General features: G+C 63.3%; 18 protein-coding genes. 11 read left to right on the forward strand and 7 right to left on the reverse strand.

Annotation, left to right across the window (positions count from 1 at the left end; genetic code table 11):
• Window positions 1-8 precede the first annotated feature (8 nt).
• The 7 genes from PCK14_RS08555 to PCK14_RS08585 are packed head-to-tail and all read left to right on the forward strand — an operon-like array spanning window position 9 to window position 7,962.
• The gene (locus PCK14_RS08555; protein ID WP_269938052.1) at window positions 9-941 is read left to right on the forward strand and encodes a carbohydrate ABC transporter permease; all 933 of its coding nucleotides are present in this window, start codon (window positions 9-11) and stop codon (window positions 939-941) included.
• A complete protein-coding gene (locus tag PCK14_RS08560) occupies window positions 934-1,839 on the forward strand; it encodes a carbohydrate ABC transporter permease (RefSeq protein ID WP_269938053.1) in 906 nt (301 codons plus the stop codon). The genes PCK14_RS08555 and PCK14_RS08560 overlap by 8 nt, the downstream gene beginning before the upstream one ends.
• Before the next feature lie 32 nt (window positions 1,840-1,871).
• Window positions 1,872-3,209: an alpha-L-fucosidase gene (locus tag PCK14_RS08565; protein WP_269938054.1), complete on the forward strand. Its 1,338-nt coding sequence runs from the start codon at window positions 1,872-1,874 to the stop codon at window positions 3,207-3,209.
• Window positions 3,206-4,108, forward strand: a complete 903-nt coding sequence (locus PCK14_RS08570) for an ROK family protein (RefSeq protein ID WP_269938055.1) — start codon at window positions 3,206-3,208, stop codon at window positions 4,106-4,108. The genes PCK14_RS08565 and PCK14_RS08570 overlap by 4 nt, the downstream gene beginning before the upstream one ends.
• Window positions 4,109-4,120: 12 nt before the next feature.
• Window positions 4,121-5,641 carry a sulfatase family protein gene (locus PCK14_RS08575; RefSeq protein WP_269938056.1) on the forward strand — a complete coding sequence of 507 codons (1,521 nt, stop codon included), beginning with the start codon at window positions 4,121-4,123 and terminating at the stop codon, window positions 5,639-5,641.
• Window positions 5,638-7,227: a M81 family metallopeptidase gene (locus tag PCK14_RS08580; RefSeq protein WP_269938057.1), complete on the forward strand. Its 1,590-nt coding sequence runs from the start codon at window positions 5,638-5,640 to the stop codon at window positions 7,225-7,227. Before PCK14_RS08575 ends, PCK14_RS08580 begins: the two co-directional genes overlap by 4 nt.
• 3 nt (window positions 7,228-7,230) lie before the next feature.
• A complete protein-coding gene (locus tag PCK14_RS08585) occupies window positions 7,231-7,962 on the forward strand; it encodes a copper homeostasis protein CutC (RefSeq protein WP_269938058.1) in 732 nt (243 codons plus the stop codon).
• Window positions 7,963-7,976: 14 nt separating this feature from the next.
• On the opposite strand, the gene PCK14_RS08590 is transcribed toward PCK14_RS08585, so the two are convergent.
• Window positions 7,977-8,804, reverse strand: coding sequence for a helix-turn-helix transcriptional regulator (locus PCK14_RS08590; protein WP_269938059.1), 828 nt, complete (start codon window positions 8,802-8,804; stop codon window positions 7,977-7,979).
• An 86-nt stretch (window positions 8,805-8,890) separates the two neighbouring features.
• On the opposite strand from PCK14_RS08590, the gene PCK14_RS08595 reads away from it, so the two are divergent.
• The 4 genes from PCK14_RS08595 to PCK14_RS08610 all read left to right on the forward strand — a co-directional run bounded on the left by PCK14_RS08595 (window position 8,891) and on the right by PCK14_RS08610 (window position 13,209).
• Window positions 8,891-9,742: a phytanoyl-CoA dioxygenase family protein gene (locus PCK14_RS08595; RefSeq protein ID WP_269938060.1), complete on the forward strand. Its 852-nt coding sequence runs from the start codon at window positions 8,891-8,893 to the stop codon at window positions 9,740-9,742.
• A 48-nt stretch (window positions 9,743-9,790) separates the two neighbouring features.
• Window positions 9,791-10,873, forward strand: coding sequence for a hypothetical protein (locus tag PCK14_RS08600; RefSeq protein WP_269938061.1), 1,083 nt, complete (start codon window positions 9,791-9,793; stop codon window positions 10,871-10,873).
• Window positions 10,851-11,552, forward strand: coding sequence for a DUF6308 family protein (locus PCK14_RS08605; protein ID WP_269938062.1), 702 nt, complete (start codon window positions 10,851-10,853; stop codon window positions 11,550-11,552). Before PCK14_RS08600 ends, PCK14_RS08605 begins: the two co-directional genes overlap by 23 nt.
• A 154-nt stretch (window positions 11,553-11,706) precedes the next feature.
• Window positions 11,707-13,209 (forward strand): SulP family inorganic anion transporter, encoded by a 1,503-nt coding sequence (locus PCK14_RS08610; RefSeq protein WP_269938063.1) that lies wholly within the window; start codon window positions 11,707-11,709, stop codon window positions 13,207-13,209.
• An 18-nt stretch (window positions 13,210-13,227) separates the two neighbouring features.
• On the opposite strand, the gene PCK14_RS08615 is transcribed toward PCK14_RS08610, so the two are convergent.
• The 6 genes from PCK14_RS08615 to PCK14_RS08640 all read right to left on the reverse strand — a co-directional run bounded on the left by PCK14_RS08615 (window position 13,228) and on the right by PCK14_RS08640 (window position 21,735).
• A complete protein-coding gene (locus PCK14_RS08615) occupies window positions 13,228-13,704 on the reverse strand; it encodes a hypothetical protein (protein WP_269938064.1) in 477 nt (158 codons plus the stop codon).
• Between the two features lie 217 nt (window positions 13,705-13,921).
• Window positions 13,922-17,125, reverse strand: a complete 3,204-nt coding sequence (locus PCK14_RS08620) for a glycosyl hydrolase family 95 catalytic domain-containing protein (RefSeq protein ID WP_269938065.1) — start codon at window positions 17,123-17,125, stop codon at window positions 13,922-13,924.
• Window positions 17,126-17,484: 359 nt separating this feature from the next.
• Window positions 17,485-17,640, reverse strand: coding sequence for a hypothetical protein (locus tag PCK14_RS08625; protein ID WP_269938066.1), 156 nt, complete (start codon window positions 17,638-17,640; stop codon window positions 17,485-17,487).
• Between the two features lie 22 nt (window positions 17,641-17,662).
• Window positions 17,663-18,376, reverse strand: coding sequence for a hypothetical protein (locus PCK14_RS08630; protein WP_269938067.1), 714 nt, complete (start codon window positions 18,374-18,376; stop codon window positions 17,663-17,665).
• A gap of 42 nt (window positions 18,377-18,418) precedes the next feature.
• Window positions 18,419-21,313 (reverse strand): DUF3427 domain-containing protein, encoded by a 2,895-nt coding sequence (locus tag PCK14_RS08635; RefSeq protein WP_269938068.1) that lies wholly within the window; start codon window positions 21,311-21,313, stop codon window positions 18,419-18,421.
• Window positions 21,310-21,735, reverse strand: a complete 426-nt coding sequence (locus tag PCK14_RS08640) for a (deoxy)nucleoside triphosphate pyrophosphohydrolase (RefSeq protein WP_269938069.1) — start codon at window positions 21,733-21,735, stop codon at window positions 21,310-21,312. The genes PCK14_RS08635 and PCK14_RS08640 overlap by 4 nt, the downstream gene beginning before the upstream one ends.
• Between the last annotated feature and the right edge of the window lie 152 nt (window positions 21,736-21,887).

Here is a 21,887-nt window from a genome sequence, read left to right on the forward strand (position 1 = left end):
GCACTCCCTTGACGGCAATAACCACTAACACCGTGCCCCGGCGGGACGTTGACCCGGCTGCGCCGAAAAAGCGGAAGAAGAACGACTCCCGTGCGGCGCTGGGGTTCCTGACCCCCAGCGCCGTGGGGATGACGGTGTTCATCCTTCTGCCCACCATCCTGGCGATCGCCACGAGTTTCTTCAACTGGCCCACCTTTGGCGAGATCAGCTTTGCGGGCCTGGACAACTACCGCAATCTCTTCGCCCCGGGCAGCCAATTCACCGCCGCGCTCATCAACACAGTTGTCTTCACGCTGCTGATCGTCCCCATCAACCTGGTGCTGACACTGTCCACGGCCTTCTGGGTCGCCAGCAGCCGGTTCAGCCGCCTGTACAGGGTCCTGTTCTTCCTGCCCGTGGTCACCCCCACGGTTGCCACGGCCGTGATCTGGAAGCTGATCTACCAGCCCAACGGCATTGTCGACTCCACCATGAACTCACTGTTTGGCATTCACCTGCCAAACCTGTTGGGCGACAGCAGCACCGCCCTGATCGCCGTCGTGGTGGTCATCGTCTGGCAGGGCTTTGGCTACAACATGCTGATCTTCTCCGCCGCGATCGACCAACTGCCCCAGGACATCATTGACGCCTCCAAGCTCGACGGCGCCCACGGGCTCACCCAGCTGATGCGCATCAAGATTCCGCTGCTGACACCGGCCATCTTCTTCGCCACGACCGTCACCATGATCTCGGCATTCCAGCTGTTCTCGGAGCCATTCGTCATGACGGCCGGCGGGCCCGGAACCTCCACGGTGACGGTCGTCATGAACGTCTACCAAACCGCATTCCAGGACGGCGAACTCGGTGCCGCCGCGGCACCTGCCATCATCCTCTTTGTCTTGATCCTGATCGTCACCCTCATCCAGTGGATCGGTCAGAAGAAATGGGTCCACTATGACTAGCAAGCAGATCCAGGCACGCACCACCCGACAGCAGGCACTGCACGGAGCGGAAGCTGCCGGCAAGGCCACGGGCCGCTTCCGCCCCCTGAAACTGGGCAGTGAAGTCCTGTTGGGGATCGTGGTGCTACTCTTCCTGTTCCCCATCATTTTCACCTTCTTCTCGGCCCTGAAGCCCAACGGCGAGATCTTTGCCCAGCCGCCGTCACTCATCGGTTCGGAAATCCGGTGGCAGAACTTTGTTGAGGTCTTCAACTACACGCCGTTCTTCCGCTTCATCTTCAACGGCTTGGTTGTTTCCCTCGCCGGCACCATCATTGTGGTGGCCGTTTCCTCCCTGGCCGCCTACAGCTTTGGCATCCTGAAGTGGCGCGGCCGTGACAAGTTCATGCTGCTGTACCTGGCCACCATGATGATCCCCCAGGAAGTCCTGGTCATCCCCATGTTCCTGCTCATGCAAAAGCTTGGCTGGATCAACACCTGGCAGGCCCTGATCCTGCCGTGGGCCTTCGGCGCATTCGGTGTGTTCCTGCTGCGCCAGTTCTTCATCAACATCCCTTACGAACTGGTGGAGGCATCCCGCGTGGATGGCTGCAGCCAGTGGCGGACCTTCACCCGGATCATCCTGCCGCTGGCCAAGCCGTCGCTGGCAGTCCTGGGTGTCTGGACGTTCATCACGTTCTGGAACAGCTTCCTGTGGCCGCTCATTGTGGTCAACGACGTCAATGAACTGGGTAATGTTTCCCTGGGACTGCAGACCTTCTTCGGGGAGCACGGGAACTCGTGGAACCTGGTCATGGCGGCATCCGTCATTGCCATCCTGCCCACACTGATCCTTGTCATCATTCTCCAAAAGCACCTGGTCAAGGGAATCGCCACCGTCGGCCTGGCCGGACGCTAACCCCACCTCTCTTCAACACACAAAGGCAAGCAATGATCAACTTTGAAGACCGTGTTGGGCCAGATTTTGGTGAACACAACCCCAGCTACCCGGACTGGGAATTCCCCTCCTGGCTGGCGGATGCAAAATTTGGCATCTTCGTCCATTGGGGCCTGTACTCGGTGCCCGCCTGGGCCGAGGTTGCCGGTTCGCCCACCGCCGTCGAGGACGCCTACCGCGACCACCAGTATGCGGAGTGGTACGGCAACACTGTGCGGATCGAAGGCAGCAGCGCGCAGGCCTACCAGCGGGCCAATTTTGGCCCCGGGAGCAGCTACGAGGATCTCGCCGATGTGTGGACGGCGGAGAAGTTCGACGCCGGTGCGGTCCTTGAGTTGTTTCGTCAGGGTGGTGCCAAGTACGTTGTGCCAACGGCAAAGCACCATGACGGTTTTTGCCTGTGGGACACGGCCACCACGCCGTTCAACAGCGCAGCCCGCGGCCCACGCCGGGACCTGATGGCGGAGTTTGCCACGGCAAGCCGCGCTGCGGGGCTCAAGTTTGGGGCGTACTATTCCGGCGCCCTGGACTGGCATGTCAGTGACTTCCGCGCCATCGATGCCGATCCTGACATCTTCCGCCTGCGCCGCAATGACGAGGACTTTGCCCGTTACTCCCACGCCCAGGCCTCCGAGCTCATTGAAAAGTTCGCCCCGGACATCCTGTGGAACGACATTGAGTGGCCGGACGCAGGAAAGTCGGACGTCGACTTTGGGGTGGCGGCGCTGTTCACGCAGTACCTGCGTGCAGTGCCCGGGGGAATCGTCAACGACAGGTGGGGTGTGCCCTCACACGGCTACCTGACCCGTGAGTACAGTGACATTGGCGGGCTTTCCGAACAGCACTGGGAAAGCTGCCGCGGCCTGGGCCGATCCTTCGGTGTCAACCAGCAGGAGACTGCTGCGGACGTCCTCAGCGTGGCCGAGTTGGTCCAGCACCTTGTCTCGGTGGTGTCCCGCAACGGAAACCTGCTGCTGAACATTGGCCTGGCCGCCGACGGCACGGTCCCGCAGATCTACCGCGAACGCCTGCTGGGCCTGGGCGCCTGGCTGGCAATCAACGGTGACGCGATCTACGCCACAAGGCCCTGGGCCGGGGCACTCACCGAACTGCAGGCTAAGCACTATGCCGTGACCGTGGGCAGGGACGCCACCTACCTGTGCGTCCTGACCCCGGACGCGCAGCTTCCGCCGGCGCCCCTTGGCTTTGCCGGGGGATCCTGGCTCGGCACGGGCATTGCTGCCGGCGAAACCCTGGACGTTCCGTCCGCACTGGATGGCCAGCCCGTGGCCGTGCTGGCCATCCCGCACCTTGCCGGGGCGCAGCCATGACCGCGCAGCTGTGGACGGGGGTGGACATTGGCGGCACCAAGATTGCCGCAGGAACCGTGGACTCGGCCGGCCGTGTGCTGGCCCGGGCCCAGCGGCCAACCCCTGAGGGGGAAACGGCCATTGCCCAGACCGTCGCGGCGCTCATTGAGGAACTCAACGGTTCCGGCGACGGATCCGTGGTGGGCATCGCCGTGCCCGGCTACGTTTCCACGGACCACCGCTCGGTGCTGTACGCGGCCAATCTGGAGCTGCAAAACACCCGGCTGGCGGACCTGGTGGAGTCCAGGGTGAACATCAATGCCCTGGTGATCAATGATGCCAACGCCGCACTCTGGGCAGAGCACAGGTTCGGTGCCGCCCGGGGTGAGCAGAATGTTGCCATGGTGACGGTGGGCACCGGCATCGGCGGAGGGCTGCTTGTCAACGGCCAGCTTGTGGTGGGCCAGAACGGCTGGGCAGGGGAAATTGGGCACATGGTGGTGGACCCCGGAGGCCGGGCCTGCGGCTGCGGAAGCCGCGGCTGCCTGGACAGGTACGCCAGCGGCAGCGCCCTGGAAAAAGAGGCCCGCACGGCAGAGGATTTTGCGCAGATTGCCCACTGGCTCGGATTCGGCCTCAGTCAGGTCTCCATGCTCCTGGACCCCGGCCTGGTGCTCCTGGGCGGCGGCGTGAGTGCGGCCGGAGAGGCACTGGCCCAGCCAACACGCAGCAGGCTGGCCCAACTGCTGGCCGAACACGGGCGCGACACCGCGCCGCTGGTCCGCACCGCCGCGCTGGGCCCGGACGCCGGGTTTATTGGCGCGGCCGCCTACGCGGCAGACCACGCCTCTGCCGCCTACGCGGCAGACCACGCCTCTGCCGCCCTGGGGCAGGGCGCCATGCTGGCAACGGAACGCTGAACTGGAAGAAGCATGAACCAAGAAAGGCAGGTGGGTCCCGTGGCGGCCCAACCCAACGTTGTTGTGGTGCTGGCAGACGACCTGGGCTGGGGCGATTTGTCCTGCTACGGCGCGGAACGGATCCACACCCCCAGCCTGGACAAACTGGCTGAAGGCGGGGTTCGGTTCACCGACGCGCACGCCTCGTCGGCCGTGTGCACGCCCAGCAGGTACAGCCTCATGACGGGGCAGTATCCGTGGCGCAGCCCGCTCAAGAGCGGCGTGCTCGGCGGGCTGGACCCGGCCATCATCGGCCCTGGTGCGCAGACCCTGGCGCGGGATTTCCAGCAGGAAGGCTACGCCACGGGGGCCTTCGGGAAATGGCACCTGGGGCTGAACTGGAGCAACCTAGACGGGTACAGGCGCGATGCCTTTGAACCGGGCTTTGCCGCGCAGATGCAGGGGAACGGGCGGGAGATCGACTACCAGGTCCCCTTTACCGGCGGCCCCGTGGATCTTGGATTTGAACGCTACTTTGGCATTGCCGGCTCACTGGACATGCCCCCGTACTGCTTCCTGGAGCAGGACCGGGCCACCGGCCTGCCACTTGAGGAAAAACTGGACCTCGTGACCTCGCAGCGTCCGGGCCTGCAAAGCCCCGGCTGGCAGGACGACGCCGTGGACACCACTGTGGTGGCCCGGGCGTCGGACTGGATTCGTCAGCAGCGCCAGGGCACCAAACCCTTCCTTGCCTATGTGGCCACGGCGGCCCCGCACCGTCCGTGCGTGCCACCGGAATTCATTCAGGGCAGCTCCCAGGCCGGGCCACGCGGCGACGGCGTGGTGCTGGTCGACTGGATGGTGGGCCAACTGCTTGAGGCACTTGGCGACGACCTGGCCAACACCATCTTTGTGTTCACCTCCGACAACGGGGCCCCCACCATGTTCCCCGAAGACGGCGACGTGCTCGTGCACCGGCCCAACGGCCCGTGGCGCGGGCAAAAGGCAGATGCCTGGGAAGCCGGCCACCGGGTCCCATTGATAGTGGCAGGCCCCGGCATCACAGAAGGGGCGGTGAGCGCCCAACTGGTCAGCCTTATGGACCTGAGGGCAACACTGGCCCAGCTGACACATGCAAAAGGTGTGCTGGCTGCCGCGGACGCTGAGCGGCGAGGGGACGGTGTCTCCTTCGCCCCGGCGCTGCTGGCGCCGGCAACGGAACCCGGTAGTGCGGAACCCGGGGGTGCAGACAGCGGCCCCGGTGGCGGGCCCGGCGTCGACCGTGAATCTGGGCGGGTGCTGGGCCACCAGGCCTACGACGGGACTTTGGTCCTGCGCAGCGGTTTGGGCAAGGCAATCTTTGGCACGGGATCGGGAGGTTTCTCCGAACCCGTGGGGGCTCCCGATGACACCGGGCACGGACCGGGCCAGTTCTATGACCTTGCCCGCGATCCTGCGGAGACCACCAACCTGTGGCCCGCCAATGCCGGCACGGCCGCGGCCATGATTGACACTTTTGAGCGCTCCACAGGATTCAAGCGAGGAACACGATGACCACCCAGACCCACAGCACCCCACTTCCTGACCAGTCGGAGGTGTGGTGCCCGCCGCTTGGACCGGTGCAGGAGGGCGGCCTGGCCCGGCCGCGCATCGGAATTGCCGGCATTGCCATTGAGTCCAGCACGTTCTCGCCCCACATCAGCGGCGTCGAGGCATTCACCGTGCGGCGTGGGGCGGAACTCACCGCCTATTACCCGTTCCTCGAGGAAGGGCAGGAGCTGCGCGACGCCGCCGAATGGGTTCCCCTCATGCACGCCCGGTCCCTGCCAGGCGGTGCCGCGGACCCGGAGCTGTACGAGGCTTTCCGGGGTGAAATTGTGGAACGCATCAAGGGCGCCGGCCACCTGGATGCCCTGTTCTTCGACATCCACGGAGCCATGAGCGTGCTGGGCCGCCAGGACGCCGAAGGCGACTTGGCCCAGCATGTGCGCCAAGCCCTCGGTGACGGCGTGCTGGTTTCAACCTCCATGGACCTGCACGGCAACGTCTCCTGGGAGCTGCTGGAAAGCGTCGACCTGATCACGTGCTACCGGATGGCCCCGCACGAGGACGAGGTGAACACGAAGGAGCGGGCCGTCCACAACCTGCTCACCCGGCTGCGTTCCGCCGACGGCGCTGATGTGCACAAGCGTTGCCCGCTCAAGGCCTGGGTGCCGGTGCCCGTGCTGTTGCCCGGCGAGAAGACCAGCACCAGGATTGAACCGGCCAAGTGCATCTACGACCAGGTGCCCGGCGTCGCCGCTCTGGACGGTGTGGTGGATGCTGCTATTTGGGTGGGCTATGCGTGGGCCGATGAACCCCGCTGCCAGGCGTACGTGGTGGTGACAGGCGACGACGAAACGGTCATCACGCGCGAGGCGGAGCGGCTGGCACGCCTGTACTGGGACGCGCGGGAGGACTTTGCCTTCGTAGCGGAGACGGCAACCCTGGCGGACGGCATCGAGGCGGCCATTGCCCCGGAAGCCCCGCGCCCCTATTTCCTCTCCGATACCGGGGACAACCCCACGGCCGGTGGCGCAGGTGACGTCACGTGGACCCTGGCCCAGTTACTGGCCAGCGAACCGCTGGCTGCTGCCCCGGTGCGGCTGGTTCACGCCTCGATCTTCGACGCCGGCGCAGTGGCCCAGGCCGTTGCGGCCGGGGTGGGCACCGCGGTGGACGTGGAGGCCGGGGCCCGCGTGGACCACAACGCCCACGGCCCCGTCCGGCTGCGCGGAACCGTGTATTCAATCACCGAGGGGGATCCGGTGGCCGGCACGCAGGCCGTCATCCAGGTGGGCAATGTCTTCGCCATTGTCACGGAGCGCCGCAAGCCGTTCCACCACGTTTCAGACTTCACCCAGTTGGGCCTGGACCCGGCGGAGTTTGGGATCATCGTGGTCAAGATCGGCTACCTCGAGCCCGAACTTTTCGAAGCCGCGGCCGGCTGGAAACTGGCACTGACCCCGGGCGGCGTCGACCAGGACCTGCTGCGCCTGGGACACTCGCACCTGGCCGACGGCGTTTTCCCCTTTGCGAATCCGGAAGAGGCTCCTGCCTTGCGCGCAACCATTCACCGCCGGCAACCGGCAGGAAGCTGAACAATGACTGATTTGGAAATAGCTGTGCAGGACGCAACCGGAGCTGGAGCTGCCCTTTCCGGCGGCGCCACCCGCGTGGAGCTGTGCACGGCACTGAGGATGGGCGGGCTGACTCCATCGCAGGGAAGCGTTGAGGCCGTCCTGGATCGGGTGCAAGGGCATCCGAACTTTGTCCACGCCCTGGTGCGTTCCCGTGGGGGAGGGTATGTCTACTCTGACGAGGAGATCTCCACCATGGCCCGGGAAATTCGGCACCTGAAGAACGCCGGAGTCCACGGCGTTGTTGTGGGCGCGCTGACGGCCGAAGGCGCCATCGACCTCGCCGCCCTGGAACAGTGGGTTGCGGCCGCAGACGGCCTGCCTGTGACGTTCCACCGCGCCATCGACGCCACCGCGGATCCGCTGGTGCAACTGGCGCGGTTGGCCGGGACTGGGGTGGGGCGAGTTCTCACCTCCGGCGGTGCCGTGAACAGCATTGACGGAAGCAGCGTCCTTGGGGCGATGGTGAAGCAGGGCCCGGCGGGCATCGAGATCATGGCAGGCGGTGGGGTGCGCATCCCCGACATCCCGGCACTGGTGGGCCTGGGGGTGGATGCCGTCCACCTGTCTGCGCGGGTCCCGCACCTTGACCCGTACCCCGCCGGGCCGGGCGGCGGCGCGCAGGAGCTGGATTGGACCAGTTCCGAACTCGTGGCCCAGGCCAGGGCCGCAGTGTCCCAACTGGCCCACAGCTAGGGCGGCCACGGCCGCTATCCTCCGCCAAAACGGCTCTGCTCCCGCCGGAACTGCGACGGCGGCATGCCGGTCCGCTGCGAGAAGAGCCGGCTGAAGTAGGCGGGGTCCTCGTACCCCACCAGGCGGGCGATCCGCTCGACGGCATGGCTGGACTCGGCCAGCAGGGACTGGGACCGTGAAATGCGCATCTGCAGGACGAATTCCTTGGGCCCGATCCCGGCTGCCCGCTGGACATGCCTGCGCAGTTGGGACTCCGAGAGCCCCAGTTGGGCGGCCTGCTGGGGCAGGGCAAGAGGCTGGTAGGCGATTTCTCCAAGTTTCTGCAGCGTGTCCTCGGACTTGCTGCCGTTCCTGATGCCGCTGCTGTGCCTCCCGGCAATGGCCAGGAGTTGTTGGGTGTGGATGGAAGCCTGCAGGTCTGCCAGCGGACCCTCTGCCCGCAGGCATTTGCGGAGCACCACGAACGAGTCCAGCAGCTGCGGATCCGGGCCTGACATGTGGACCAAGGGCTGCCCGCGGCTGAAGCAGCCGAGTTCCTCATAGGCACGTACGCCGGCACCTGAGAACAGAACCCAATGTTCGGTCCACCCGCGGGCATCGGGACCGTAGCCGTGTTCCATCCCAGGGTGGATCCAGATCAGGGCAGGGGACTGGACGGGGTGCATGCTTCCGGCATGCTCCATCCATCGACGTCCTTCGCTGATGTAGACCATGGCGTGGGAGGAAAGCCGCCGGTTCTTGAAGGATGGAAGGTGCCCGCCCTGTTCGCCGGCGCCCAGGCAGCCCAAGCCAAGGTCGCGAAGCGCCGGGGCAATGGGCCGGTATGTTGACCAGTTTTCCATGAACCCAATCTACAGTGTAAGAAAAGTCCAAGAACGGCTGAAATTAGTCCATTGGCTTGACGGCCGGCATTGGGAAAACTGGTGGAATGCTTACATCAAACGGCTATGTTCTCGATGAGTCCGAGCGCCGCCTCGGCCGCCTCGAACCGGTACCCACTGAGGAACGCCATGACAAGGATGCGCTCTGGGGCCGGCTTCGCCGCGACGGCTACCTGTACCTGAAGGGCCAGCTGTCAGCGGACCTGGTCAACAGCTTTCGCAGTTACTATTTTGCGGCGCTCGCCAACGCCAACGTGACCAGGCCCGGCACGGATCCGTCCCTCGGCATCTCCGCGGACGGGCCCATCGACCGCGCCGAAATGCGCCGCGCACTTTTTGACACGGTTGTGCCCGGAGCCGAATATGCGGACCTCTGCAGCACGCCGGCCATTGCCGACTGGTTCAGCTGGTTCTTCGAGGATGACATCCACCTGCACAAGCGCAAGATCATCCGCCACACCAGGGCAGGCGAAACGGGCATTGGCACCTCCACCCAGGCCCACTACGACCTGGTTTATTTGCGCGGCGGCAGCGACCGGGTCCTGTCCATGTGGATCCCGCTGGGGGACTGCCCCGTAGAGCGCGGGGGACTGGCGTATCTGGAGGGAAGTCACCTCTGGGTCCTGGCCCAGGAGCGGGAGGGGCGCCTGCAGCAGCCCGCCGCCTCCATTACGGCGGACCTGCCCGGCCTGGCGGAGGAGCATGACACCCGCTGGCTCGTCACCGACTACGAGGCGGGCGACGTCGTGGTCCACTCCGCGCACATCGTCCACGCCGGCACCGACAACGAGGATCCCGACGGCATCATGCGCCTGTCCACCGACATCCGCTACCAACGCAACAGCGAGCCCATCGACTGGCGCTGGCAGGACCACTGGCACTACGCCGACGGCTTGTAAACAATTCATCAAGCAAGAGCAGGAACCAACAATGTCTGGAGCAGCAATTTGACGCAGGCCAAGCAGGACGCACCCCGGGGCGGGACTGAATTCGAGGCGGGACACCACCTCACCGTCGGGGACAAGAGCTACCGCTGGGACAACATTTGGGCTGGCTATGAGGGGACCGGCTGGTCGCATTCCGGCATTGCCGCCCTGCAGGACGGTTCGGTGGTTTTCGCCCATCCGGAGGGCCACAGGCTGGTGCGGGTGCTTCCCGGCGGCGAAGCCCAGGAAATCCACACCGAGCTGACGGAAATGCACGCCATTGTCGCGGCGCCGCTGGCGGGCCGGGAAGCCCTGTGGGTGGCCGACAACGGATCACGCTACTGCCACGGCACGCCCGATTACCACGAGGAACTGAATGTGGGCCGCGTGGCGGCACTGGACATGGACGGCGCGATCCGCCAGGAAATCCACTGCCCGGACCTGCCGGCCTACGCAGAAAACGGCTGGCGGCCCACAACCGTTGCAGTGGACGGACAGACAGGCGACATCTGGGTGGGCGACGGCTACGGTGCCAGCCTGGTCCACTGCTTCGACGCTGCCGGGCAGTTGCGGTTCACCCTGGACGGCACCGAGGCGGGCAAGCACTTTGCCAGCCCGCACGGCATCCACATCCGTTTGGGCGGGGGAGAGCGGGAGGTTTATGTTGCCGATCGAGGCAACCGGAGGATCGTGGTCTACGGGCTCGACGGCGCCTTCCGCCGGGTGGTCGGCGTCGGCCATCTCAGCAGCCCCTCGAGCCTGGCCGAACTGGACGGAATCCTGCTCGTGACCGAGCTTTCCGGCGCACTGGCCATGTTCGACGGCGACGACTTCCGCGGCCATGCGGGGCAAAGCGGCCGCAACACTGCCGATGAAGGGTGGCCCAACCAACGCAGCCACGACGGCAACGTCACCAGGGCTTCGACCCCGCCCGGAGTGTTCAACAGCCCCCACGGCATTGCCGTGCAAGGTGGCCACATCCTGCTGACCGAATGGATGGTCGGCGGCAGGTTCACCCGCCTGTCACCGGATGCCTGTGTCACAGCGCCACTTTGTTCCGGCCATGTGGTTGATTTGAAGCATGAGCATTCCGGAAATTCTTGACGCACACCACATCAACGAAGCTGCAAGCTTGGTCAGGGATTACTACACACAGATCCACCGGCACGGCGCCCCCATGACAGGTGCACGCTTCGATTCATGGGCCGGCGGCGGGGACAACGGCCAGGCCGTCAACACCATCACAGCGGACGACCTGATTGCCGTGACATTTCTGTCGGTGGAGATTCCCGCCGCGGCCGCCATAGGAATTCTGGAGACATACAAGGAACGGATCTCGGAACTGCTGGAACAACTGCCGGCAGACGTGGATCTTGGCACGCTCCCGCAGGAGAAGTTCGATGAACTGCTGGGTGATTGCGGCCCCGCGCAGGAGCTGTGGCAGCTCCTGCGCGGGGACACCAGCGACCGCTGGGGCATCGGCCCCACAACAGCCAGCAAGATCATGGCGCGGAAGCGCCCGCGGCTGATCCCCATCTACGATTCGGTGGGCGGTTCACTCATGGGCCTGGAGAACTCCCTGCGCCAGTGGACCGTCTGGCATCAGGCCCTCAGCGGGGACACGATGCTCCAAGACCGGCTGGCAACCATCCAGGAACTCTCCGGCGTCGCCGCAGACGCCTCCGCGCTGCGCATCATGGACGTGGTCCTGTGGAAGCACGGCAAGAACCTCGCCTACGAAATGAAGCAGTTGGCCAACGCGGAAGCCAGCCTGGTGCCGTAGCCAACAGTTGGACGGATCCGCCTGCCGAAACGTCCCTGGGTTAAGGTGGAGAAGCCCCGTGGCCGGGAGATTGCACCCGGCCAAGGGGCACGGACAGGCGCACCCGCTGCATGGAAAGGCCCGTTCGGTTGACCAACTTGGAACGGAGCCAGCCATGGCAGTGACAACAAAGCAGGCGGCCCCAACACCTGAACAGCTCCAGTCCGTGTGGGGTGCGTTGAAGTCCCCGCGCAGGCTCAAGACCGAGGTTCTCGGCGGGCTTGTTGTGGGTCTGGCCCTCATCCCGGAAGCCATCGCCTTCTCCGTGATCGCCGGAGTTGACCCCCGGATCGGGCTCTTCGCCGCGTTCACCATGGCAGTCACCATTGCCTTCACTGGCGGCCGCCCCGCCATGATCTCTGCGGCAACAGGGGCCGTGGCGCTGGTCATCGCACCCTTGGTGAGGTCGCACGGCGTCGACTATCTCATTGCCTGCGTGATCCTGGCCGGAGTCCTGCAGATCATCCTGGCCCTGGCCGGCGTTGCAAAGCTCATGCGGTTCATCCCCCGATCGGTCATGGTGGGCTTCGTCAACGCCCTGGCCATCCTGGTGTTCATCGCGCAGCTGCCCGAGCTCATTGGCGTGCCGTGGCTGGTCTACCCGCTCGTCGCCGCGGCCCTGCTGATCATGTTTGTCCTGCCCCGCTTCACCCAGGTGGTCCCTGCGCCCCTCGTGGCGATCGTGGTCCTGACGCTCGTTGCGGTCCTCGCGAACATTGCTGTCCCCACGGTGGGCGACAAGGGCGCCCTGCCGGATTCGCTGCCGACGGCGATGGTCCCCAACGTGCCGCTGACCTTCGAAACGCTCCAGGTCATCTTCCCGTTTGCGCTGGCCATGGCGTTCGTGGGCCTGCTCGAATCGCTCATGACCGCCAAGCTGGTGGATGACATCACCGACACCCGCTCCAGCAAGACCCGCGAGGCCTGGGGCCAGGGCGTGGCGAACATCGTGACCGGTTTCTTCGGCGGCATGGGCGGCTGCGCCATGATCGGCCAGACCATGATCAACGTCAAGGCCTCAGGCGCCCGCACCCGGATCTCAACGTTTTGCGCCGGCGTCTTCCTGCTTCTGCTCGTGGTGGTGCTCGGCGACGTGGTCTCCCTGATCCCCATGGCGGCCCTGGTCGCGGTCATGATCTTCGTCTGCTGGGCCACGTTCGACTGGCACAGCATCCGCCCGCGCACCCTGAAGGCCCTGCCCAAGAGCGAATCATTCGTCATGGTCGCCACCGTCGTCGCCACGGTCGCCACCAACAACCTGGCCATCGGCGTGGGTACTGGAACCGTGCTGGCCATGGTCATGTTCGCCCGCCGCGTGGCCCACTTCGTCACGGTGGAGCGCATCGAGGGCGACGGCGTAGCCACCTACGTGGTGAACGGCGAACTGTTCTTCGCTTCTTCCAACGACCTCTACACGCAGTTCGCCTACGCGCTGGACCCCGAACGGGTCGTCATCGACATGCGCAGCTCCCACCTCTGGGACGCCTCCACCAGCGCCACCCTCGACGCCATCACCGACAAGTACCGCCGCCACGGCAAGGATGTGGAAATCGTGGGCCTCAACCAGGCCAGCACCGAGATGCGCCGCCGCCTCGCCGGGAAGCTCGGCGGCAACTGACACAGTCACGTGGGGTTGCTAGGAAGCCCCCGGAACGAAGAATGTGGCGGCCGCAATCCGGGCGCCGTCCAGCATGACGACCCATTCGTAGGTGGCGCCGATTGGCAGTGGCAGCCCGCCGGGGAAGTTCAGCACAATGTTGGAACTGCCAGGGAAGCCGATGGGCGGCTGCTGATCGTTGGGGCCGGACACGGGGCGGAAGTCCACGTCCTGGCTGAAGCGCATGGTGTTCTCGCCGTCGGGGCTGGGCACTATTACCGGTTGCCCGTCGGTGTCGACCAGGAGCACTTCCACCGCGCCGGAGGTGTCCTCGAAAACGGGGATGCTCACCGTGACATTCACGAAGACGGCAAACGGGGCCGTCATCCCGGTTTCGGGGTCGCCGCCCAGGAACTGGATGCCGCCGCCCACAATGTTGACCTTGCCGGCCGCATCCACATTGACGAAGTCGCCAATCAACACGATTCCGCTGGCGGTGCCTGAATTCATCGTCATGTGCGGGCCTCCAAGGCTCTGGGCAAGACCCCGGACGGGGACACTCCCAACAATAGGGGCACGGGCTGGCAACCCGCTCCCAAGGTGATGCGGCGTTGGCCGAAAAGGCGCAGGAGGTGATGCGGCGTTGAGGTGGGACGCTAACGGGCCGGGCTTGCCACTTGCGTGGCAGGCCCGGCCCGTCAGTTCAAGCAGGGGATCAGTGTCCCCCCAACCGCTAGCTCGGTGAGAACGGCTTGGTCTTGTGGCCCGGCTTGGTGGGCTTGACCTTGTAATCCTTGCCGTTCATGGCCACGGTGATGTTGCCCTGGTTGGGGGACTTGTCGCCGATGACCTCAACGGACGTGACTTTCCCGTCCTTCCAGGTGCAGTTCAGCTCGTAGCCGCCGCGGGCGCGCAGGCCCTTGAAGGAGCCGTCCTTCCAGCCAGCGGGCAGGGCGGGCAGCAGCTCGATCTTGCCCGTGTGGCTCTGGATGAGCATTTCCGCCACGCCGCCGGTGATGCCCAGGTTGCCGTCAATCTGGAACGGCGTGTGGGTGGTGAACATGTTGGGCATGGTGTTGAAACGCAGCAGTCCGCGGAGCATGTACTGGGCACGCTCGGCATCACCCAAGCGGGCGAACAGGCCAACGCGCCACGGCCAGGTCCACGAGCGGCGGCTGTCGCCGGACACCGAGGCCTCCGTGAACGGCACGCCTTCGCGCTCGCCGCATCGGGCCTTCAAAGACACCAGGGCCGCGGCTGCCAGCTCGGGGTTTTCCTTCAGGTTGATCTGGCGTCCCGGGTACACGGCGAACAGGTGCGAGGTGTGGCGGTGGATGTCGTTGGGATCATCCCGGTCCGTCTGCCATTCCTGCAGCTGGCCCCACTTGCCGATCTTGTTCGGGGCCAGGCGTGACTGCATGTCCTTGACCGTGGCCCGGTAGGAGGGGTCGGACTGGGCGGCGTCCTCCAGGTCAATGTAGTTCTGGAACAGGTCCCAAATGATCTGCTGGTCGTACATGACCCCATCTTCGGTGGGGCCGTGCTCGGGCGACCAACCCTTCGGCGACACCAGCTTGCCGTTGGTGTCTTCGACCAGGCGGTCTTCCCAGAACTGGCAGATCTCCTTGATCATGGGCAGCGCGGTCTCGCGCAGGTACTTCTCGTCCTGTGAGAAGGCCCAGTGCTCGTAGATGTGCTGGGCGTACCAGGCGCTGGAGACAACGTTCCATTCCCAGGAGTTGCCGCCGAAGATGCTCTGGCTGGTGCGGGCCGTCCAGCCGCGGGTCTCGGCGCCGAAGGCGTTGCGCGTGGCAACCCTCGAGGGCACGGCGACCTGCTTCACGTACTCAACCAAGGGCAGGTGGCTTTCGGACATGTTGGTGGTTTCCGCGCCCCAGTAGTTCATCTGGACGTTGATGTTGGTGTGGTAGTCCGAAGCCCACGGGGGAGTGTTGCTTTCGTTCCACACACCCTGCAGGTTGGCTGGCAGCCCGCCCTGGCGGGAGGAGCCCAGGAGCAGGTAGCGGCCGTAGGCAAACAGGGTCTGTTCCAGGCTCGGGTCGTCCTGGCCCGCGCCGTAGGCTGCCAGTCGGAGGTCGGTGGGCACCTTGGCGACCGCATCCGGCGTCGTGCCCCAATCCACGGACACGCGCTGCATCAGTGCGGAAAGCTCGCCCTGGTGTTCGTCGCGCAGTTCCTTGTAGCTGCGGCGGCCGGCCGCGGCAATGGCGGCGGTGATCCGGGGTTCGGGATCGGTGCTGCGCCAGCCGGCCGCGGCGTCCATCTTGTAGTTGGTGCGTGCATCCAGGATGAGCGTCATGAAGGAGGCGCCGGAGACGCGCAGGGTGGCACCTTCGCCAGTGACGCTGCCGTCGGTGTCGACGATGCTCAGGGTTGCGGCGTGCTTGAGCTTGTTGGCCATTTCGCCTGAGAAGCGGACCGACTTGGCGGCGGCGTCGGCAGTGGTGGTGACGCCGTCCTGTCCGGAGGTCATGCCCAAGGTGCCGTTGAGCCCGCCGGGGCGTTCGGTCTCGTAGCGGAGCACGATCACGTCTGCGAGCTTGCTGGCGAAGCCTTCACGCAGCACGCGGTTGCCGGTGGTGCCGAACTGGGTCAGGTGGAGGCCGATCGAGGGGTCCAGTGCGCGCCTGTAGTCGGCCACGGCCGAGGTTGCACGGGAATCGAAGCCGTTGCCCAGCAGGACCACTTCGGCGATGCGCAGGCGTGTGGAGGGTCCGCGCAGGGTGAGGCGGTAGGAGCTGTAGGAGCCGCCGGGGAGCGGGAAGCTGGCGGTTTCGCCGCGCGTTGCGAAGGGCTTGCCGGGGGAGCGGCTGTCCAGCGCAGTCCAGTTGCGGCGGTCCTTGGAGCCTTCCAGGACCCATGAGGTGGGGTCCTCGCCGGCGTTGTCCGCGGCCGAGGTCAATGCGTAGGAGGTCAGGGCCACGGCCTTGCCCAGATCTGCCTGCCATACGACGCCGTCACCCGCCTTGGGTGCCACCCAGGCGGTTGCAGCGGAGCCGTCCAGGGTGCGCAGGATGTCGCTGCCCGTGCCGTCGCCGTCGGAATGGCCGGTGGGGGAGGAGACGTACAGGGCCGACTGTGCGCCCATGCTGACGCCGCCCAGCGAGATCTCCGAGACCTGGAAGTGGCTGACGCCGGCCTTGGGGGAGAAATCGAACTTGTAGAAGGGGTACGCGGTGGTGTTGGCGGCGGTGAATTCCTTGGCCTGCTTGCGGTTCTCGAACGGGCCCTGTTCGCGGCTGTCCAAAGCGGTCCAGGTGGTCCCGTCCTGTGAACCGGAGAACGTCCATTTCTGGGGGTCTCGGGCGGGGACGTCGTTGGCGCTGGTGAGGGTGTACCGGGAAACCACGACGGCGGTGGACAGCTTCATCTGCCACGTCACCGTGGAGGGCGGGCCGTCGATGCACCACTTGGTGCCCGTGTTGTTGTCCACGGAGGCGTCAACGTCCTCGGCGCCCCAGATCTTGTAGGGGCCCCCGGGGGCGGTGACCACGGGCGGGGCGGCCTGTTCGCCGAGGGTGACCACCACGTTGCCGAAGTTCCGGTAGGAACCGAAGCCGGTGACGCTGGTGTCGTAGGCGCCGTCGGGCTGGCCGGCCAGGGCGTTGTCGTAGTTGTTGACGCCGCCCCAGAGGCTCTCTTCGTTGAACTGGATCCGGTCGCGGGTGGGGTCGCCGTAGAACATGGCGCCGAGGCGGCCGTTGCCCACGGGCAGTGCCCCGGATTCCCAGACCGTGGCAGGCTGCTGGTACCAGAGCGCGTGGGTGGACAAGGCGGGGTGGGGTGCAAGGACGGCCGTGGGCTGCAGCGGTGCAGCGGAGGCGGACCGGGCAATGATCTGTGTGGCGAGGGGCGTGAGGGCCAGCGCTCCTCCAAGCTTGAGGAAGTTGCGGCGGCTGGGTGATGCGAAGGACATGGAAACTCCTGAGCTGCATTGGTCTGGTGTCTGTACTGCATATTGTGCGGATCTAGTGTGACCCGCGCGACACGAAGCCAATTTTGGCATGGCTAACATCGGATGTCTACGCCGTGCTGGGAGATGATCCGAAAGGGCAGGAATGCCGCGACTTACAAAACTTTCGCTTGTCACAACTTGACAAGGTTCGGTGGTCGAGCCCGTCGAGACCCGACACTCCGGTGGTCGAGCCCGTCTAGACCTGACAGTCGGTGGTCGAGCCTGTCGAGACCCGATCGGCAAAAGGAAGAGCCGGACCCGCCACGTTCATGGCGGGTCCGGCCTTCAGCCGCTTCTGCGGCGGCTACATGCTCGCAGCTTTAGCTCGGCGAGAATGGCTTGGTCTTGTGGCCCGGCTTGGTGGGCTTGACCTTGTAATCCTTGCCGTTCATCCGCACAGTGATGTTGCCCTGGTTGAGTGACTTGTCGCCAATGACAACAACCTCGGTCACCAAGTCGCCAATCAACTTGGCCACGACACGGATGAGATCGCGTGGGTTACGGGATCGTCTCCACAGACACGGCTCGGAGCCAGCCATCTGTAGTCTCGCCGTTGATCGTCGCTTCACCGCTCTCCAGCACCATATGGACCTTCGTGCCGTCGCGCCACTCGGAGGTCTCAGACTTGTCAACGAACACTCTAAGATCCTGGGCTCCCCCTTGAGCCTTTAGCAATACTGAGAACTCTCCGGTCACGCCGGTCGTCCAAAGGTCGGACATGAACAGTTCGCCAGTCAGTTGAAACTGGTCCCCGTTCTTGATCCCGCCCAACTTGGCGGAGTTGAGTTTGTCCAGCAGGTCATCGACTGTAATGGTTGTGATTTTGGGGGAGACAATTGTTGACGCGGCTGATGGCGTGGCTGCTTCAGGCAGCACAGCTGATGGCGTAGCTGCTTCAGGTACCACGGCTTGGGTTGCAGATTGCGTCGGTACGGGCTCTGCAGCATTGCCCGAGCTGTCACCGCCCCCGAGTGCAGTGATGATGGTGATCATGATGGCCAAGAGTGCAAGTAGTCCACCGCCGATGCCGACCAGTTTCCACGGGATCTCTGGTTTCCGGCGCCGGAATATCAGCTCCGACCTCACTTTCCCTTGGGTCTGAGATACGAATTCCCAGCCCTCGTTCTCCAGCTTGGTCCTGATCCTTGATTCCAGTCCGCGAACCGTCTTTACAGACCTCGTCGCGTACTTCGCATCTGTAGCTGTCGTCATGCTGTTCCTTAATGGCATCGATATCAAGTACTCGCATAAAGCCTAGAGTGCTGCGGCGATGTACTCAAAGAGTCCGTCTTCGATGGGACTCACGAAATCCAGACTCATTGTGACGACGTCCAGTTCCTTGCCGCCATCACCTAACATCGTGGTTTGCACCGCATCCCTGGAGCCGGCCTGACCTAGATAGTAGAAGTCGGATCCTTCTGCATCGTCTTTCTTGACGAATACGTGTAGTGGAACCTCGCCGTCGACGATGGAACGAACTTCTCCGCTCTTAAGCGTGCGTTTGCTCCTCGTGAACCACTTGAGAGTTGAAGCATCCACAAATTCGTCTTCGTACTTGGTGCTCTCGGTAACGTGATCGGCTTTGTGGTAGGTAACGAAGATCGGGCAGGTCTGGGAGAATGCGTCTACCTTGTAGCCATACATGGTGCTGTATTCGTTGGCTTTCCAGTTCAGGAGTCGGCAAACATCCTTGCGGGAGTACATTTTGCCAATTTGCAGGCGGCCTGATGGATGGTAGCGGTGGCGGGAAAGGTACAAGCCCGTGGACACCAAGTCGTCGATGTGTGTTCTGAGCTTCTTCGATCCTCGAAGCAATGAGCGGGCGCTATCAGACAAGCTGAAGACGCCGTTTTCGGTCACAACGACGGGTCCCGCACCGTACTTGCTTCGTTCAGCTGCCGTGAAGAATTCGAGGGACATGATGCGCTGGACCGAATCAATGGTCGCGTCATCGTGGGTGCAACCCTTCGAGTGCAGAAGATCTCGATAGTCGTCGCGACTGATGTGTGCGGTTCGGATCAGGTGTTCAAGCAGCAATAGCTCGTGTGCGCGCTTGCCGTTCAGAAGCTCTGAAGACAGGAAGTTTAGGAGCGCCGCTTCAGGTTCTGTGGGAAGTGTGGCTTCCTCTTTGAACTTGTTCTGGAGGATCCAGTAGTTCTTACTTTTAGTGGCAACCACTACGGGATCGGCGCTGTCGAACCGGGCAAAGTCGTGCAGCATGGGTGGGCGTCCCAGCCGATGCTTGAGGGCAACGAAGGCAGACTTGAGATTGGCCATGCTGTCCAATGATGTGATGGCCAGCGACTGAAGTACCCGATCCCGCGAAACTTTGTCGAAGTTAACGCTGGAAAGCCCGGAAATCGTGCCGGCTTGGTCAGCGTTTATCAACTTCTTGCGGATTACATCCTTGTTGAGCGAGCTGTCGCCAACCAAGGCAATAGGAATGAGAAAGTTGTTTGCGTAGTTTCCTATGAAGTCGATAACGCGAAGATGGTCTTTGCCAGGTGCTTTGCGGAGACCACGTCCCAATTGCTGTGTGAAGATGATGCTTGATTGTGTTTGCCGCAGCATGACCACTTGGTTGACCGATGGAATGTCGATGCCTTCATTGAAGATGTCGACTGTCAGGATGTAGTCGAGACCGCCTGCTTCCAGGCGTTCGACCGTTTCGTTTCGGAATTCGACCGAGTCTTTGCCCGTCAGGACTTGTGTGCGCAATTTGGCGCCATTGACGAAGTATTCGTTCAGTAGACGGGACAGTTCGTGCGCTTCATCGCGGCGACTGCAGAACATTAATCCACGGGTTGGACCGACATGACCATAGGTCTTGATGGCTTGGATCAAATATGCAACTCTTTCAGGTGCCACAAGCCGCGAAAGGTTGGAAGTCTCATCGACAGTTGTGCCGTCCGCTTCCACATAGTCGGTTACGCCGTAATAGTGGAACGGTACGAGCATCTCTGCTTCGAGCGCCGCCTGCAACCGAATTTCGTAGGGGACGTTGTAGTCGAATAGGTCGAACACATTGAACTCATCAGTTCGTTCTGGCGTGGCAGTCAGACCCAACAAGAAATTTGGGCGAAACCAGTCAATCATTCGACGATAGCTGTCGGCGCCGGCCCGGTGGACCTCGTCAATCAAGATGTAGTCGAAATGATCCTTGTTGATGCTTTCCAGGGTCTCCGGCTTGGACAGAGACTGGATCGTTGCGAAGACGTATTGCCGGTCTATTTCGCGTCTGGCCCCAACGAACTTTCCAAACTGGGTTTCGTCGACGCCAAGGACTCGCTGAAATTCTTCCATGGCCCGGTCCAGGATCTGCTCACGGTGGACGACAAAGAGCATTCGCTGCGGATTGACTGCGCGAACATCGAGGGCAGCGAGGATGGTTTTACCGGTGCCTGTTGCAGAGATGACCACGGCACGGCGTTCCCCAGTCTCACGAACCTCGCTGATTGCCTCCAGGGCCTCCATTTGCATGGTGTTGGGAAAAATCTTTTGTAGGCCGAGTTTTACATCGGGTTCCAGCGCAGTTGGGTGGTCCTCTGCAAGGGTCTGCGAGTTTTGAACATACGATTCTTCGTATGTATCAATCCATGATTCCGTGAGTGTTTGTGAGGTGTCGATTTGGCGCCTAATGGCACCGTGGAGTTGCTCAACGATGTCGCCGCCGGGGAGTGCCGAGAACCGGAGATTCCATTCCAGGTTCTTGAGTAGGGCTTTGGAAGTGAGGTTCGAACTCCCGACGATTGCCGTGGTCGCGTCTGTTTGACTAAAGACGTATCCCTTGGCGTGAAATCCGCCAGGCGATCCAGGGTGGATGTACACGTCAACGTTGTTGAGTGTGAGCAGTTCCCGGAACATTTCTGGGGAATTGAAGTCCAGGTACGTCGAGGTGACTATGACACCGGAGCCCTGGAAGTCCAGCAATGCCTGCTTCAACAGTGCGATGGCTCCAGTTGTCACAAATGCCACTGAGACGACGAAGTGTTCGGAGCGCTGCAGTTCCTGACGGATGGCACGCAGCATGGTGTTCTCATCTTCGTTTGAGATGAGGACTGGGTGGAACAACTGTTTGGATTCGGTAGCCGAGTCAATGAAGCCAAAAGCGGTGTCAGCCCGCACGCCACCGGCCAAACTGAAACTCATTGGCCGTGTTCCCTTACAAGCCGGTCGACGGCGGGAATATCAGCGGGTGCCCATTCCAGCGTGGGAAGGTCGGGTACAGGAACCCATCGGATGTCTTCGTGCTCTGTCAGCTGCGGGACGCCCTCAATCAGGTGACAAAAATAGGTGGTCAGGATGACAATGCCGAAGTCGTACTCGTATTCAGTAGTCTCGAGATGATCACCGATCTCTGCGGTGCACAGGAGCTCCTCTTTGAGCTCCCTGCGGAGGGCGTCTTGTGGGGATTCCCCAACTTCGATCTTGCCGCCGGGAAACTCCCACATGCCAGGGAGAGACATGGACTTTCCACGTTTTGCAGCAAGAATAGTTTCGCCGTCCACTAAAACAGCCCCTACAACATTGATGCGCTTCTTGGGTTTGGGGTTCGAATCGTGACTTGTCATAATCGACCAGGCTAGCAGTTGATACCTCTTGAAGGCCCAATCCGTGCGGTCATCGGGGGCTCGGTCAATTGGCGTATACAACCTGCGCGGTTCGTCACGTACTGCGCAGTAACAATCCCGCATGCCACAGTGGATCCGTACCCGCTGCTACA

It is taken from the genome of Arthrobacter sp. HY1533 (genome assembly GCF_027568515.1).
In the GTDB taxonomy this organism is placed as follows: Bacteria; Actinomycetota; Actinomycetes; order Actinomycetales; family Micrococcaceae; genus Specibacter.